Below are 15663 nucleotides of genomic sequence, written 5' to 3'. Positions count from 1 at the left end.
GGCGTACATTTTTAGCTGCAAGCAAGTAATAGTAGTATTTTTATAGATAGATTATATCAGCAAACCGCCGAAATGGATAGAGGAAGAATCTGATTTATCATACTTTTTTTCTCTTGAGCCTTTGCGTCGGGGGAGAATGATTATATGACAAGAATAGCCATAGCCGCGCTGGTGCGGGATACTTCGGCCTTTTTTGCGTCGAATGTAACGAAATCATACGAGTTTCGAGCGGAACAGCTTCGTAAGCTGGGAGCCGCCGTTCACGCATATCAGCAGCGAATAAGTGATGCGCTCTATAAGGATTTACACAAGGCGCCGATGGAAACCTATCTTACGGAAATCGGTATGGTGCAGGAAGAAGTCCGCTTCTTATCGAAACACTTGAAAAAATTGATGAAGCCGAAACGGGTACGCACGCCGCTCAGTCATTTTTTAGCGTCGAGTACGATTTATTACGAACCGTACGGCACCGTGCTGATTATGTCGCCGTGGAACTATCCCGTCAATTTAACGCTGACACCGCTTGCCGGTGCGATTGCTGCAGGAAACTGCGCGGTGATAAAGCCGTCGAATTATACTCCCGAAACCTCAAAAGTAATCGCCGATTTGATTGCGGAAACCTTTGATCCGAGCTTTGTTACGGTTGTAACCGGCGGACGAGAAGAGAATGCCGGGCTTTTGGAGCAAAAGTTCGATTACATCTTCTTTACCGGCGGTACGGTAGTCGGTAAGCTTGTTATGGAAGCAGCTGCGCGGAACCTGACGCCGGTAACGCTCGAACTCGGCGGCAAGTCCCCCTGTATCGTCGATAAAACCGCCGATATGAAAGCGGCGGCGCGACGTATCCTTTTCGGTAAGATACTGAACGGCGGACAAACCTGCGTCGCTCCCGACTATGTGTTAATTCACACTGCGGTAAAAGAAGCGTTTATCGAACAGTGTAAGGCAGTTCTCCGTGAATTTTTTCCGACGGACGCGTATGTCTCATGCAATATGACGCGGATTGTCAACGACAAACATTTTGAACGGCTCTCACATTTAATGGAAGGAGAAATGGCTGTTATCGGCGGGGAAAAGGATGCGCACGGGCGTTTTATACCGCTGACGATACTGGACAATATCAGCTTTGAATCGCCGGTTATGCAGGAAGAAATTTTCGGCCCTATCTTACCGCTCATCTCATTTAGCGATGTGCAGTGGGCTGTCGACCAAATCCGTGCCCGCCCGAAGCCGCTTGCCCTCTATCTCTTTACCAAGGATGCCGCCGTAGAGCGGAAGATCCTGTCGGAAGTATCGTTCGGCGGCGGGTGCATCAACGACACAATCGTGCATCTTGCGACACCGTACATGCCCTTCGGCGGCGTCGGGACAAGCGGCATGGGGAATTACCACGGAAAACAAAGCTTTTACACTTTCAGCCACGAAAAGAGCGTAATGAAAAAATCCCTGCTGGTAGACTTACCGATGCGCTATCATCCTTATAGCGAGAAAAATTTCAACCTCGTTAAAAAGTTTATGTAGGTGCATACCGGACGGTGTATCCGGCTGTGCCCCGCAAGCTGTCTTGCGTGATTTTGCCTAAACCGGTATATTTCCAGATATTCCGGTTGCTGATATTTTACGAGGTTTATATGGATGCACTCTTACATGATTTTTTAATGAATTCATCGGTTGTAATATCGTTGATTGTGCTTGTTGCAAGCTTGTTTACGCTGAGTAAGGGTGCGGATTGGCTGGTAGACAGCGCGGTTGCCCTTTCGCTTAAATGGGGAATGCCCAAGATGGTGATCGGTGCGACGATTGTCAGTCTCGGCACGACCCTGCCCGAAGCGTCGGTGTCTACATTAGCGGCAATTAAAGGAAATGCGGAGCTTGCGCTTGGGAATGCTATCGGCTCGATTATTGCGGATACGGCTCTCATTATCGGGCTTGCCGCGATGCTTGGTACGGTGCCGGTCGATAAACGGCTCATCCATCGGCAGGGTACCGTGCAGTTTTCGGCAGCGCTGCTGTTGACGCTTGTTTCGCTCCCGTTCTTTTCCCCGGGCAGGGAAGGAAAAATCTATCAGTGGATGGGCTGGATTTTTGTCGTGCTGCTCGCGTGTTATATGTATATATCGTTCCGTTGGGCGAAAGAATCTATGGAAGAGAGCGAACAGGATACGGCAGAAGAAAATCAAAAGCCGTTGTGGCTGCTGCTTGTGTGGCTGGCTGTCGGAATTGCAACGGTTGTGCTGTCATCTAAAATACTGATTCCTACGGTAGAAGTTTCCGCTATAAAGATCGGTATTCCGCAGAGTATTATCGCGGCGACGTTGGTTGCATTCGGTACGAGCGTGCCCGAATTGGTAACTGCAATTACCGCTGTTCGGAAAGGACACGGAGAACTCGCGGCGGGCAACATCATCGGAGCGGATATCTTGAACGTCCTCTTTGTATTGGGTGTAGCGGCTGCGGTGACTCCCGCCGGTATCCGTGTGCCGGTAGATTTTTATTATCTGCAATTCCCGACCATGCTGCTGGTGCTCGGCATCTTCCGTTTTTGTTCAACACGTCAGCGCAGCGTCATAACACGGCTGCAAGGCGCGGTTCTTTTTATCTTTTATGCCGCATACATTGTTCTCAATTTTACATTAAGACATATCACAGGTTAAGGGCGGCAAGGCTGCCATGAATATCATTTTATTACGAGAGGAAGAACTTTCAGACGGGAATTTTTCTTTTGCCAAAACTGATGAACGCTTTTTACATATCAAAAAAGTGCTGAAGCTCGGTGTGGGTTCAGTATTCAAGGCGGGTATCATTGACGGGGAAAAAGGAACGGCGGAGATCACTTCCCTTTCCGATGAGCTGTTGACTGCACGGTTTACCGTAGCGGATAAGCAAGCTCCTGATGGGGTTGATGGAGCCTTTCCGGATCTAGCGTTGCCGCCCATCAGACTGATACTCGGGTTTCCGCGTCCCATTCAGCTGCGCCGTATTTTGCGTGATGTCGCAGGGCTTGGAATTGAGGCACTGTATCTGACCGGTACCGAGCTGGGGGAAAAATCCTATCTACAGGCCGATATCGCTGCGGAAACGGAGATAGAGCGGCTGCTGATTGACGGATGCAGTCAGGCAGGGGATACTCATATCCCGAACGTGTATCGAGCCTATAGTGTACGGCATTTTTTCGACCGGTATGAGGATGATATCCGTCCGGATCATCTGCGGGCGGTGCTCGATGTTCCTTTTCAAATTGAGCAAGGTTCTCAAGGTTCTATTGAACAAAATCGCATGAAACAAGGCCGTATTGGGCAAGACCGTATTGAACAAGCGCATAGTGAACAAGGCGACACACTCTGCATTCCTGTGATGTATCCGCTGCCTCAGCTGCAGTGGGACGGAAAACAAACGCTGTGGCTTGCTGTCGGGAATGAGCGGGGCTGGAGTCTGAATGAACGGCTGTTGTTTGCAAAAAAAGCAATTCACTGCCTATACTATGGGACGGAGAATTTTGCGTACGGAAACCGCCGTTACTTCCGCTGTTGCAGTGTGTCTTGCATTATCCGGCGCATGGGATATGAGAGGAGTGCAATGAATCAGGATCAGGTAAAAGAGATATTATTGCAGATTGAAGAGTCGGAACTTGAATTTTCGGTAACGTTTACCGGCAAGGCGAGCAAGAAAGTCAACGGGCTTTATAAAAGCGATACGCATGAGATTTTGCTGCACAATAAAAACTTTTCCGTCGATAACGAACTGCTGTACACCGCTATTCACGAATATACGCATCATCGGCTCTGCGAGCTGGACGGCACCCGTTCCGGCCGTGTGCATACGCAGCGGTTTTGGAGCTATTTTCACCGGCTGCTGCAAAAGGCGGAGGAGAAGGGGCTGTATAAAATCGCTATGGAAGAATCGCCTGAACTGCTCGAACTGACGGATACAATCAGGACGACCATCATGGCGGAGGACGGCAAGCTGATGAAGGAACTCGGTAGGCTTTTAAGCAAGGCGCGGGTGCTCTGTAAGCAAGCCGGTGTCCGCTACGAAGATTATATCGACCGTGTGCTGTGCCTGCCGCGCGCCTCCGCTGCGACGATTGAGAAAATACATGCGTTCGATGTAAAGCCGGAACTCGGCTATGAAGCGATGAAGGTGGTTGCGAATATTGCAAATCCCGATAAACGCGCCGCAGCAGAGGATCTTTTTTTACAAAAGCACAGTCCTGCGTTTGTGCGCGACAGCGTGAAAAGTAAACCGCAGGATGAAGACCCGCGGCGTAAGTTGGAAAATGAAAAGCGCCGAATTGAGCGCACGATTGTCAGCCTGCAAGCGCGGCTCAGCGAGTTGGAAGACACGCTTGCAAAGATGCCCGTAACGCCGTTTATCTTTTGTTTTTTCTTTTTGCTGCGGCTGATTTCTCCTCTCGCTGCGGATAATACCGGAGTCGGGCAAATGCAAATACCTGCGATACCGGACATCCCTGAAGTTACTATCGGCGGAGGGATCACTCGGCCGCCTGCGCCTCCCGTTATTCAGCCTCCGACGTTTTTGCAACAAAAACGCACCCCATCGTCCGCAGCAGGGGCGAAGGGGAAACAGACAGGTAACGCCGCTGCCGCTTCCGGTAATTCCGGTAAAAGCGATGTAAAAAAATCAACGGCGCTGAACGGACTCAACGCTAAAACGCTGGCGGCATTAAGCCAGAACAGCGGCAACCTGACGTTGCTCAATAATTTGCTCGGCACTGATGCGGGATTAGGCGGCAATGCAGGTTTGGGCAATGTAACCGGTTTGCAAACCGATACGGGCGGAGCCGTTTTAACAAAGATTTTAACCGAACTGGAAAAACTGCAAGCGCAAACCGCTCAAGCTGCTCAAAAAGAGAATACGCAAACCGGTCAAGTTGTACAGAAAGCAACTGCATCAACCGGAAATACCGTTGTAGGAACCAATGGAAACAATGCTGCCGACACAAGCGGCGGTACGAGTACCGATACCGTCAATGCTGCAAGTACTGCCGGAAATACCGGCGCGGGCAATGCGGCAGAGGCTCACGCTGCGCTTGCACAAGGGGCTGCGGCGGAACTTATTCGGTTGCGGATAAACGGTAAGGAAATTAAAGACGATTTGGTTTATACATTTTGTTCCGCTCCCGCCGCAAACGGTTCGTTCTTGTACGGAGCAGACCGCCGCTTTACGGCTAACGGCGCCGAGCTGAATGAGACCGCTTATTTTCTATGCCGAAAGACGGAAGCTCAGCAGTACGAGATTACGATGGATTTACGCCAAGAACCGCTGAATGCAAATTCTTTTCTGTATAAACTCTATCAACTCAGCCCCGTATCGGTGGAGCAAACTTCGGATATCATCTTTTGGCATTATAAGGCTTCCGACCTTGAAGTGGAGTTGATATTTAGAATTAAGGACGGGAAGGCGTAACAAGCCGTACTGCATATAAGCAGGCAATGCCGAGTACTGCCGCTGCGGGAAGTATGAAGCCGCCGCCCAGCGAAATAAAAAAGTTATAAAGCCCGTGGAGAACAACCGCTGCGAGAAAGACGAACGCAGCTTTCCGCTTTGTTTTTGTGTATGCCATTGATGCATAAAAACAGCCGAGCGTCCCGTGTAATACGGCGGCGGTAACAAGCCGGAGAGACTGCACGTTGGAATACCGCAAACTATACGAGATATTTTCAAAACCGCTAAAGACAAAGCCGAAGAATACGCCAAGCAGCATACTTTGTGTAATGCCGAATCTTTTTTTTAAAACTATAGCTGCCGTTAAACCGAATACCGCTGCTTTTACACCTTCTTCTATCCAGGCTGTCGTAATAAAGCTGTTAAACAGGAGCCTCACCGCTTCCGATTGTTTTGCAATACCGGCATCTAAAAAAGTATGAACACTATGCTGGAGCGCAAGCACCGGAAGCAGTGACGCTGCCGCTGCAAAGAATACGGCGGCAAGCGTATAAACGGGAATGTGTTTTTTTATTGCAATACAGACCGCTGCCGATGCCGGTAAAAATGCCGTTATCAGTAGCCCGATAATACTCATGCTGTACGAACCGCTAGCATATCTTTCCGCCCGAAACTTTTATGTCGGAACCGTGTTCGACGATGGCTTCAAGTGCGTGGGTAATGCCGCTGACAATTGTTTCCAAGCTCATCGAGGGGGTAAGCGCCGGTTTCCCGATTACCTGTTCGGGCAGGAACGGAATATGGATAAAGCCGCTTTTCATCGGTTTCCCCGCCGCCGTTCTGGCTGCCGCAAGGTGCGCGACACCGTAACAAACATGGTTGCAAATAAAAGTACCCGCCGTATTGGAAATTGAAGCGGGAATTTTATGCGCTTTTATGTTTTCAACGATAGCTTTTATCGGAACGGTAACGAAATATGCAGCGGGGCCGCCTTTTACCACCGGTTCATCGATCGGTTGATTCCCTTCGTTATCGGGGATGCGGCAATCGTCGATGTTGATACCGATTCTTTCTACAAAGGCGAAGATTGACATCAAGATGATGTGCACGATGATCAAGGCAACCGACATAAAGGCTTGCGTTTTAATAAGCGTGTATTTATTTTCGGTTTCCAAAATTGCTGCGGGAACGATGTTGAAGTTCGCCGCCATCGGCGTTAAAAGTGTGCCGCAGTATCCGCAGGTCATACCGAGTGCACCGACAACTGCCGAATTTCCGCCTTGCATAATAACAAAGGGAACGCCGACGCCGATGGTAATGACGGTAAAGGCGGCAAATGCGTTACCCATAATCATCGTAAAGATTACCATGCCGAGGCAGTATGCGATAACACCGAGAATGGGTACCCCTTGCGGTACAATACCGCTTGCAAACTGGCCGATGATTTTACCGATACCGGCAGTTGCAAATATCGCTCCTAAAACGCCGAGTAATTGCGGAAGTAAGCTTGAGGAGCCGACTTGCATCAGCATCTTTGAAGTATCGTTGACGGTATTTTTCAATGTCGGTTTTGCCAATAACACCGCAAAAATCAATGCAATAATGGAGGCTGCGCCGACAACCTGAGCGGTCGAAAAACCGAAGATGATTGCCTTACCGGCAGCATTGGTTCCAAGCGAAATATTAAAGCTTTTGACCTGCGCCAATAGCATTGCTACAACGCCGATTAAAACCGCCGGAATAAAAATCTTATTGCCGACCTTTTGCGAATTTTTTTCTACTTCTTCTTTTTCGGCAGTCGGGAGGTCTGCAACCTTTACTTGTTTTGTCAGTGTGAGGATACCCAACAAAATCAATAATCCGCCGATAATAGCTCCGCCGTTCGGAACGTTCAATACGATCACTTTGCCGAACATGAACAACAAGCCCAAGATACCCCAAAACAAAAACGTCCCGCTCAAATGCTTTTTCCCTTTTAAGGAGATGAATGCGGTGATAATGGAAACAAGACCGCAGAGGCCGTAGATAATTTCGTCGATAATCATGCTGTGAGAATGGATAAAACTAAACATCGCGCTTCCCCCCTTTTCTTAAATGCTTTTCGAACAACCAGCACTGGACAAGCGCGATGAGCACCATCGCAACACCCGCTAAAATGGAATACTTTGCAACATCGATATTGCTGATATCAAGCCCTTGTTCCTTCAAGGTGCCGGTAATTAACAGAACACCGGATGCAACGGGGAAGATGTTTTGCCCGAAGAAGTTTCCGTAGTTTTCGGAAGCGCCGGCAAGCCCTTTGATTTTTTCAATATCTTCGTCAGTCAGTTTGATACTCTTTCGGGCAGCTCCCTCAGCCATCGGCAAAATGAGCGGACGGATAAATTGAACATGACCGCCTAATCGAATCGAAAAAGCGGAGGCGATCGTTCTGATTACAATGTAGAGCCAAATAACCATACCGGCGCTTGCGCCCTTAATCTTTTTGATACATTCCGCAGCGCGTAGTTTTAAGCCGTACCGTTCCATAATGGCGATAACCGGGAACGAAATAAAAAATAAGCTCATATAACGGTTATTGACAAACCCCGTTCCAATTGCATTGAGCACTTCAACCAGTCCCATTTTTGCAATCAACCCGGTAACGAGACCGGAAATCAATACGACTGCGACAACGTCAAGTTTTAAAATAAAACCGACAATGATAATCGCAATGCCGATGAGAACAAAATAGTTCATATCATCTCCTTCTGATAAATAGTGATGAAAAAAGAACGGAGTTTTGAGAGATACATGATAACCGTAACTTTTTTAGAACACATTTTATCAGACTTACAGCCTGCTGTCTATTTAAAATTTTTTACATCGCAAATTAAATCTAAGGAAAAACTCTAAAAAACATACGCTTGACAAATGACTAAAATGTATATACCGTTAAGTATGGATGATGGGTTGTTTGAATGGGATAATGAAAAGGGGTTATATTATGATGCAGTCAATGACACTTTCAGAAGCTAAAAGTATGCTTACACAACAGCGGATAGAACAGTTAAAAACACTTGCTGAACAACCGATTGATACATCTGATATTCCGGAGCTAACACAAGAAGAGTTTTTTAAAATGTATCGTCCAATAAAAAAACCGCTTTCAATCCGTCTTGATTCGGACATTATTGTATGGCTTAAATCATACGGTAAGGGGTATCAGAGCCGAATAAATACCATTTTACGCAATGCAATGGCAGCGGAAAAACAAGCAGCACAGTGAAGATAATCCATTTGACACCGGTCAAACTTGTATTCAGCGAAGTACACGGACGTACTTCGCTGAACGAGCGACGCAGTAGATGCACTGTTGACCAGTGTACGTCCCTGTACCCTGGTCAACGACGAGATTTGTGTATACCACAAATCTCGCTGCTGCTTAATACCTCCGCCATCCTCGCCCAAAAATGAACATCCTTGTTCATTTTTGGGCTGCAAGTTTGCAATGCAAACTTGTTACTGTATGGAACCAGCGACATCCGTGTCGCTTCTGAGATACGTTGAGGATTAATTTGTGCGCAGTAACGAAAGAAATCCCCTTACAGCCATCGCTTTTGAAAATAGACGGCGCAGATACAAGGAGTTTAGCAAAAGCGAAGCGGAGGCGTACTTACTGTACGTTGAGCATTCGCTTTTGCGTAACGACGCAGTAGATGCGCCGTATATTTTCAAAAGACCGATTTGACTAAACGTGAAGGATAGCGTAAAATCATCCGCTATGTCCGCTTCATTAAAACCGCTTATCATTCAAGGCGACCGCTCCATATTGCTCGACGTTCATGCGCCGGAAGCAACGGATGCGCGTTTTGCACTTATCCCCTTTGCAGAACTTGAAAAATCTCCCGAACACTTGCATACCTACCGCTTAACCGGCTTGTCATTATGGAACGCCGCAAGCGCAGGCTTTACTGCCGAAAAAATTACGGAAACGCTCAAGCGGTTTTCCCGATTTGATATTCCCCCTGCCGTACTCGGTTGGGTGGAAGAAACGTTCAGTAGATACGGCAAGATCAAACTGACTCAGTGTGAAGATGATTCGTTTTTGTATTTAACGGCGGAAAACGACCGAATATATCAAGAATTAAAAGCTTCGCCTAAGCTTGCAAAATATCTGGTCGCGGCGGAAAAACCGCGTTCGTTTTTAATTGCGCTTTTGAACCGCGGTACGGTAAAACAGGCGCTGCTGAAAATGGGTTGGCCGGTGCGCGATGAGGTACCGTTGAAAGACGGAGCGCCGCTTGCGGTTGATTTACGTACGCAGACAAAAAAAGAAAAAGATTTTATCATCCGCGACTATCAGCGGGAAGCGGCGGAAGCATTCACCGGAGATAAGGGACCGGGAACGGGTTTCGGTACGATTGTGCTGCCGTGCGGCGCCGGTAAAACGATTGTCGGTATGCTGGTTATGTCGATGCTGAACACTGATACATTGATTCTAACCACCAACACCGCCGCGGTGCATCAGTGGAAGCGCGAGTTAATCGATAAAACCGAATTGGAACCCGATACCATCGGTATTTATTCAAGCGATACCAAAGAGATTAAGCCGGTTACCGTAGCAACCTATCAAATTTTAACATGGCGACCGGACACCGAATCGGAGTTCCCTCATTTTAAGCTGTTTCGCGAACGGAACTGGGGCTTGATTATCTATGACGAAGTACATCTACTTCCCGCTCCGGTGTTTCGCATTACCGCGGAGCTGCAAGTGATCAGGCGGCTCGGCTTAACGGCAACGCTGATCAGGGAGGACGGCTGCGAAGGTGATGTATTCAGTCTCGTCGGCCCTAAACGCTATGACGTGCCGTGGAAGGAGCTGGAAGAAAAGGGCTGGATTGCTCACGCCTATTGTACGGAAATACGCATCCCCTTGCCGGTCTCTAAAGAGATTGAGTATGCCGCCGCCCCCTTGCGCGAAAAACACCGGATTGCGAGTGAGAACGAAGCAAAAAACGAAATTGTCCGGCAGCTGCTTGCACGGCATACCGACGACCAAATTTTGATTATCGGGCAATACATTACGCAGCTGAAAAAAATAGCCGAAGAGGTACATGCGCCGCTCATCACCGGAAAAACGCCGAATGCCGAGAGGGAAGTGTTGTACGACTCATTCAGAGCGGGCGATATTTCCGTACTGGTGGTTTCCAAGGTAGCGAATTTCGCAATCGATTTACCGGATGCTTCCGTGGCAATCCAAATTTCCGGAACTTTCGGCAGCCGGCAGGAGGAAGCCCAGCGGCTCGGGCGTATTCTTCGGCCTAAAGAGCGGGATTCGTTTTTTTACACGCTGGTAACCCGCCATTCCGTCGAAGAAGAATGCGCCGATCACCGTCAAAAATTCCTTGCGGAACAGGGCTATGCCTACTCGCTCATCACCGATGCGGATTTCTTCACAGATACATGCATACGATAGTGCAATGGAATCACTAAACTTCCAATTATAATTGCTTCAATAAAAACCTCTTCATATTTTTCCCCTTGTGCCGATATTCTTTAGAGAGGTTCTTATGATTAGAGGTTGGTACACTGCAGCAAGCGGCATGAACGCTCAGCAAAAACAGCTGGACGTTATCGCTCAGAATTTAGCAAATGCCGATACGACAAGCTATAAACGGGACGTTGCGACCCATAAAAATTTCCCCGAATTACTGATACGGCGCTTAAATGATGACGGCGTTGTTAAAAATCCTTTCGGTTCGTCAGACATTGCGCCCATTATCGGAAAACTCGGTCTTGGGGTGGAGCTGAATGAAATCTTTACCGAGTTTGAGCAAGGTTCCTTAAAGCAGACCAATGCGGCCTCCGATCTCGCGCTTGAAGGCAAGGGCTTTTTCTGCGTGGAAACCCCGTACGGTGAACGGTATACCCGCAACGGGAACTTTACCGTCGGTGTTGAAGGCTATTTGATGACCAAAGAAGGCTATCCCGTCCTTGGAGAAAATGGTCGCATTTTTTTGCAGGACAAGGAATATCAGGTAAAACAAAACGGCGAGATCTATGCACGGCCGATGACCGAACCCGATTCGGATGCAACGCTTACCGATCGGCTTAAAATCGTTACGTTTGAAAATGACCGGTATCTGAAAAAGCACGGTTCCAGTTTTTATCTTGATACACCCGTGTCGGGACCTGCTATCGCTGCGGAGGGCGGCGACCGTCCTGTTGTAATGCAGGGCTTTGTCGAAGCTTCAAATATTAAGGTAGTCAATGAGATGGTACGCATGATCGAGGTTAACCGTGCGTATGAAGCAAATCAAAAGACAATTCAATCCGAAGATACAATGATGAGTAAACTTTGGAACGAGGTTGCGAAAGTAAAATAGCGTAGGAGAAGTAGGAGAATAAGATGGTAAGAAGTTTATGGACAGCCGCAACCGGCATGAACAGCCAGCAAGCAAATATTGATACCGTTGCAAACAACCTTGCAAACGTGAATACCAGCGGTTTTAAAAAACAGCGGGCGGAGTTTGAAGACCTGCTGTATCAGACCATTCGGGCGGCGGGAACACCTGCAACCGAAGATACGATTACACCCGTCGGCGTGGAGATGGGGCACGGTGCAAAGCTCGCCGCAACGCAGCGGAATTTTGAACAAGGTTCGTTGCAGAACACAGGTGTTTCTACCGATGTGGCTATTGCAGGAGAGGGTTTTTTCCGTGTGCTGCAATATGACGGCACCTATGCGTACACACGGGACGGTTCCTTTAAAATCGATGCCGACCGGCAGTTGGTAACCTCAAACGGACTCCGCTGTTTGCCGGAAATTATTTTCCCGGAAAACTATCTTCCGCACACAATCGCAATCAGTCAAGACGGCAGGGTGTCGGTGCGGGTAGGGGAGCAGGATGATCCGGTAGAAGTAGGTCAGATTGAGCTGTACCGCTTCCAGAATCCGGTCGGGCTTTCCGCTCAAGGAAGCAATTTGTTCCGGCAAACTCCGGCATCTGGTCAGGCCATCGCAGGGCGCCCCGGCTTTAACGGCTTCGGCAAAACCGAGCATAAATTTTTGGAAATGTCGAACGTCTCTACCGTCAGCGAAATGGTCAACATGATTGTCGCACAGCGTGCCTATGAATTTAACTCAAAAGCCATCCAAACCAGCGACAATATGCTCGGTACCGCAGTCGGCTTAAAGCGGTAATTGATTGAAGGAGCGGATTTGATGATTGAAGCGGTAAAGCAGAATACCTATACAGTGCAGCAGCAGTCGGTAGTGCGGGATACTTCTCATACAAAAGGATCTCGTCCGGCGAACAAACATGCTGCAAAAAACACGCAAAGCTTTTCTCAGTTGCTCGATTCCTTAAAGACCGAATCCGCCCGTTTTTCTACGGCGAAGGAATCCGCTCATTCAAACCTCTCGACACGGCTTCCGGGTGAGTATCTAAGCTCATTTGAAATCGTCAATCCTACCGATGCAGATCGTGCGGCTCAACCTAAGGGTATGGGCGCCGTTTCTGCGGCACAACACTCCGGTACAAAAGCCACTATCGATAAAACCTCCGAACTGTATCAGCAAGCTCTTGAGCTTGAATCCTACTTTGTCAAAATCATGCTCGATTCCATGCGGAGTACACTCGGCAAAAACAGCCTGACCGGAAAAGACAGCTTTGCCGGTAAAATGTACGACGATATGATGTACGAAGAGCTTTCCCGCACAATGACTAAAAATGCGGGACTCGGCCTTGCCGATCAAATATATTTACAGCTTAATCAACAAGGGTAAGAAAATCTTTTTAAAACCTAAATATCTGGTTAGTAGGGGTATTGCATGAAACAAAAGAAACGACCGCGACCTCAGCATATCAGTCTGTGTAGATAGTGTCGTTTTGCAAACGTATTTTATCACAACTCACATTTGCTTGTAAAAAGCATCTCCATATATTATAATAAATCAATGGAAAATTATAATAAATCCGCAAGCGGACAGGGCGATGAACTTTTTGTCTGCGGCGGATGCAATGCAAAAATCGGCGCAGGGGTTTTGAGCGCCTTACTGAAAACACTTCCTAAAACTTCACATGAAGGCTTATTGGTCGGCTTCGACAGCTCCGATGATGCGGCCGTTATTCAGCTGACACCCGATATAGCAGTCATTCAGACCCTTGATTTTTTCCCGCCGATGGTAACCGATCCTACCCTTTTCGGGCAGATTGCAGCAGCAAATGCTTTAAGCGATATATATGCGATGGGCGGTGAGCCGGTATGTGCAATGAACATTGTCTGCTATCCTGAGGAAGCGACCCGCGATAATGCATACGCGGCGCTGCAAAGCATTCTAACCGGCGGCGCGGAAAAGGTGAAAGAAGCAGGCGCTGCGCTGGTGGGCGGGCACTCCATCCATGACCCCAAAATAAAATACGGACTTTCCGTGATGGGAACGATACACCCTAAGCGCATTTGGCGGAACAACACCCCGCAGGCGGGAGATGTGTTATTTTTAACCAAAAAACTAGGAATCGGGATTATCACCACCGCGTACAGCGCAGGAGAAGTTCCCCGCTCCGCCTTTGACGAAGCAGCTGCCTCGATGACCTACCTCAATAAATACGCAGCCGAAATTCTTCGGAACTTCACCGTTCATGCTTGCACGGACGTAACCGGTTTCGGCTTGAGCGGACACCTTTCGGAAATGACCGGCACGGATTTTACCGCCCGCCTTGACGCAAACCGTATTCCCTATATCGAGGCAGCGTATCAGGCAGCCGGTGAATTTTTGCTTACCGCCGGCGGACAGCGGAACCGGAACTTTGCCCAAGGAAAAATTCAATTCGGCATAAAAGATTTTGCACTCGAAGAAATCATCTTTGACCCGCAAACCTCAGGCGGTTTACTCTTTGCCGTCAGCCCCGCCGAAGCGGAAAAAATCAGACCGGCCTTTGCCGAGGCAGGAATCAGTCTATTCCAAATCGGCGCCATCGAACCGCGTGCAGATTATCCGATTGTGGTGAGATAACTTTAAAGAAGCGGAACAGTTAGGAATCGTTGCACTAACGCCGCGGGAGTTTATAGATACATTAAATGGAGGTCAAAAATGAGCACATTGAGTATTAGAATCCCGGATTCATATCATACAATGATAAAAGAAGTTGCTAAAATTGATAACATCTCAATAAATCAATTTATTGCCGCTGCAATAGGAGAAAAATTATCGGCACTACAAACGGAACAGTATATTGAGCAACGGGCAAAAAAACGGATCGCGAGAAAAGTTTTTAGCTGTTTTACAAAAAGCTCCTAACAGCAAACCTGAAGAATGTGATGTATAAAACCTCGTGCGGATTATCCGATTGTGGTGAGATAATATATGGAGAGAAATGATGATTGAAGTAAATGCGATGGGCAAAGTGTGTCCCATTCCCGTCATTATGACGAAAAAAGTATTGAGCGAAAACACCGCAGGCGAAAACATCCTGATACGGGTGGATAACGAAATTGCGACCCAGAACCTGACCAAGATGGCTGGGCAGCTGAATATCAAGGCGAGCGTTACCAAGCTGAATGATGCGGAATACACCGTACTCTACGACTTTCAAGGCTGCGAGGCTTGTACTATTTTGAACGACACAAGCGTGCTGGAACAAGGCGTTGACGAATATGTTGTGGTGATCAATTCCGATAAGATGGGCACCGGTGATGAAGGCTTTGGCACAAAGCTGTTGGAGAACTTTGTGTATGCACTGACTGAACAGGATCGAATCCCTAAAATGGTAGTGATGTATAACTCCGGTATCCGCCTTGCAACCGAGAACGAAAAGACCGTCAAGGATTTAAAAACCTTACAGGACAAGGGAACGGAAGTGCTTGCATGCGGGCTGTGTTTGGATTTCTATGGCTTAAAAGAGAAACTGCAAGTCGGTTCGGCTACGAATATGTACCGTATTACGGAAATTATGCGTACCAATAAGGTCGTAAAGCCCTAAACCATGCAGAACGAAGTATTTTGCGTTATTTCATTTGATAGTGCTCATCAGGCAATCGCAGCGGAAATGGCAGTGACCGGTCTCTCCGGCGCCCGCCTGATCCCGCTCCCTCCGGAAATCTCGGAAGGTTGCGGAATGGCGCTGCGGGTCAACCGTGAAGATGCGGAAAAAGCGGTTGACTTATTAAAAACAAGCGGAGCTGCGTATCAGGATGTATATACCCTCACCGTCCACGGTGCAGACAGAACTGCTGTAAAGATGTCTGGGAAATAGTCGGAAGGGTAAGTAG

Annotated in this window: 14 protein-coding genes and 2 pseudogenes; 12 read left to right on the top strand and 4 right to left on the bottom strand. The window is 48.0% G+C overall.

Going from position 1 to position 15663, the window contains the following annotated elements; genetic code table 11:
- Positions 1-144 precede the first annotated feature (144 nt).
- From GWP40_RS12235 to GWP40_RS12220, 3 genes are all read left to right on the top strand, one after another.
- On the top strand, positions 145-1521 hold the full coding sequence (locus GWP40_RS12235) for an aldehyde dehydrogenase (protein WP_212565527.1): 1377 nt from the start codon (positions 145-147) through the stop codon (positions 1519-1521).
- Between the two features lie 110 nt (positions 1522-1631).
- Positions 1632-2654, top strand: coding sequence for a calcium/sodium antiporter (locus GWP40_RS12230; RefSeq protein WP_212565526.1), 1023 nt, complete (start codon positions 1632-1634; stop codon positions 2652-2654).
- 16 nt (positions 2655-2670) lie between these two features.
- The gene (locus tag GWP40_RS12220) at positions 2671-5427 is read left to right on the top strand and encodes a 16S rRNA (uracil(1498)-N(3))-methyltransferase (RefSeq protein ID WP_230974479.1); all 2757 of its coding nucleotides are present in this window, start codon (positions 2671-2673) and stop codon (positions 5425-5427) included.
- Here the strand turns inward: GWP40_RS12220 and GWP40_RS12215 are convergent.
- The 4 genes and pseudogenes from GWP40_RS12215 to GWP40_RS12200 form a co-directional block, all read right to left on the bottom strand.
- Positions 5408-6043 carry a PrsW family glutamic-type intramembrane protease gene (locus GWP40_RS12215; RefSeq protein WP_212565524.1) on the bottom strand — a complete coding sequence of 212 codons (636 nt, stop codon included), beginning with the start codon at positions 6041-6043 and terminating at the stop codon, positions 5408-5410. The two genes, GWP40_RS12220 and GWP40_RS12215, sit on opposite strands and share 20 nt — an antisense overlap.
- A 13-nt stretch (positions 6044-6056) precedes the next feature.
- A pseudogene (locus tag GWP40_RS13500) lies at positions 6057-6482 on the bottom strand (pyroglutamyl-peptidase I family protein); the annotation flags it as partial.
- A 12-nt stretch (positions 6483-6494) separates the two neighbouring features.
- Positions 6495-7451 (bottom strand): annotated as a pseudogene (locus GWP40_RS13495) (DUF979 domain-containing protein); the annotation flags it as partial.
- A gap of 19 nt (positions 7452-7470) precedes the next feature.
- Positions 7471-8145 (bottom strand): DUF969 domain-containing protein, encoded by a 675-nt coding sequence (locus GWP40_RS12200; protein ID WP_212565523.1) that lies wholly within the window; start codon positions 8143-8145, stop codon positions 7471-7473.
- A 259-nt stretch (positions 8146-8404) separates the two neighbouring features.
- Here GWP40_RS12200 and GWP40_RS12195 point away from each other — a divergent pair, with 259 nt between their 5' ends.
- From GWP40_RS12195 to GWP40_RS12155, 9 genes are all read left to right on the top strand, one after another.
- Positions 8405-8674 carry a BrnA antitoxin family protein gene (locus GWP40_RS12195; protein WP_212566621.1) on the top strand — a complete coding sequence of 90 codons (270 nt, stop codon included), beginning with the start codon at positions 8405-8407 and terminating at the stop codon, positions 8672-8674.
- A gap of 495 nt (positions 8675-9169) precedes the next feature.
- A complete protein-coding gene (locus GWP40_RS12190; RefSeq protein ID WP_212565522.1) occupies positions 9170-10864 on the top strand; it encodes a DNA repair helicase XPB in 1695 nt (564 codons plus the stop codon).
- A 94-nt stretch (positions 10865-10958) separates the two neighbouring features.
- Positions 10959-11774 (top strand): flagellar basal-body rod protein FlgF, encoded by an 816-nt coding sequence (gene flgF, locus GWP40_RS12185; protein ID WP_212565521.1) that lies wholly within the window; start codon positions 10959-10961, stop codon positions 11772-11774.
- A gap of 23 nt (positions 11775-11797) precedes the next feature.
- Positions 11798-12592 (top strand): flagellar basal-body rod protein FlgG, encoded by a 795-nt coding sequence (gene flgG, locus GWP40_RS12180; protein WP_016524140.1) that lies wholly within the window; start codon positions 11798-11800, stop codon positions 12590-12592.
- A 21-nt stretch (positions 12593-12613) separates the two neighbouring features.
- Positions 12614-13177 carry a rod-binding protein gene (locus GWP40_RS12175; protein ID WP_212565520.1) on the top strand — a complete coding sequence of 188 codons (564 nt, stop codon included), beginning with the start codon at positions 12614-12616 and terminating at the stop codon, positions 13175-13177.
- A 171-nt stretch (positions 13178-13348) separates the two neighbouring features.
- Entirely contained in the window at positions 13349-14407 is a 1059-nt protein-coding gene (selD, locus tag GWP40_RS12170) for a selenide, water dikinase SelD (RefSeq protein ID WP_212565519.1), read from the top strand.
- Between the two features lie 120 nt (positions 14408-14527).
- The gene (locus GWP40_RS12165) at positions 14528-14692 is read left to right on the top strand and encodes a hypothetical protein (protein ID WP_230974476.1); all 165 of its coding nucleotides are present in this window, start codon (positions 14528-14530) and stop codon (positions 14690-14692) included.
- Positions 14693-14768: 76 nt separating this feature from the next.
- Positions 14769-15374 (top strand): sulfurtransferase-like selenium metabolism protein YedF, encoded by a 606-nt coding sequence (gene yedF / locus GWP40_RS12160; RefSeq protein ID WP_230974475.1) that lies wholly within the window; start codon positions 14769-14771, stop codon positions 15372-15374.
- A 3-nt stretch (positions 15375-15377) separates the two neighbouring features.
- Entirely contained in the window at positions 15378-15647 is a 270-nt protein-coding gene (locus GWP40_RS12155; protein WP_212565518.1) for a putative Se/S carrier protein, read from the top strand.
- Positions 15648-15663: the final 16 nt, after the last annotated feature.

It is taken from the genome of Treponema vincentii (assembly GCF_018336815.1).
GTDB lineage: Bacteria > Spirochaetota > Spirochaetia > Treponematales > Treponemataceae > Treponema.
Note: the sequence above shows the minus strand (reverse complement) of the source record. Positions and strands in the feature narration are given on the sequence as shown.

What these genes read in the sequence shown, in the direction of transcription:
- GWP40_RS12235 (WP_212565527.1), top strand. Translation starts at nt 145, where the DNA reads ATGACAAGAATAGCCATAGCCGCGCTGGTGCGGGATACTTCGGCCTTT.
- GWP40_RS12230 (WP_212565526.1), top strand. Translation starts at nt 1,632, where the DNA reads ATGGATGCACTCTTACATGATTTTTTAATGAATTCATCGGTTGTAATA.
- GWP40_RS12220 (WP_230974479.1), top strand. Translation starts at nt 2,671, where the DNA reads ATGAATATCATTTTATTACGAGAGGAAGAACTTTCAGACGGGAATTTT.
- GWP40_RS12215 (WP_212565524.1), bottom strand. Translation starts at nt 6,043, where the DNA reads ATGAGTATTATCGGGCTACTGATAACGGCATTTTTACCGGCATCGGCA.
- GWP40_RS12200 (WP_212565523.1), bottom strand. Translation starts at nt 8,145, where the DNA reads ATGAACTATTTTGTTCTCATCGGCATTGCGATTATCATTGTCGGTTTT.
- GWP40_RS12195 (WP_212566621.1), top strand. Translation starts at nt 8,405, where the DNA reads ATGACACTTTCAGAAGCTAAAAGTATGCTTACACAACAGCGGATAGAA.
- GWP40_RS12190 (WP_212565522.1), top strand. Translation starts at nt 9,170, where the DNA reads ATGTCCGCTTCATTAAAACCGCTTATCATTCAAGGCGACCGCTCCATA.
- flgF (WP_212565521.1), top strand. Translation starts at nt 10,959, where the DNA reads ATGATTAGAGGTTGGTACACTGCAGCAAGCGGCATGAACGCTCAGCAA.
- flgG (WP_016524140.1), top strand. Translation starts at nt 11,798, where the DNA reads ATGGTAAGAAGTTTATGGACAGCCGCAACCGGCATGAACAGCCAGCAA.
- GWP40_RS12175 (WP_212565520.1), top strand. Translation starts at nt 12,614, where the DNA reads ATGATTGAAGCGGTAAAGCAGAATACCTATACAGTGCAGCAGCAGTCG.
- selD (WP_212565519.1), top strand. Translation starts at nt 13,349, where the DNA reads ATGGAAAATTATAATAAATCCGCAAGCGGACAGGGCGATGAACTTTTT.
- GWP40_RS12165 (WP_230974476.1), top strand. Translation starts at nt 14,528, where the DNA reads ATGATAAAAGAAGTTGCTAAAATTGATAACATCTCAATAAATCAATTT.
- yedF (WP_230974475.1), top strand. Translation starts at nt 14,769, where the DNA reads ATGATGATTGAAGTAAATGCGATGGGCAAAGTGTGTCCCATTCCCGTC.
- GWP40_RS12155 (WP_212565518.1), top strand. Translation starts at nt 15,378, where the DNA reads ATGCAGAACGAAGTATTTTGCGTTATTTCATTTGATAGTGCTCATCAG.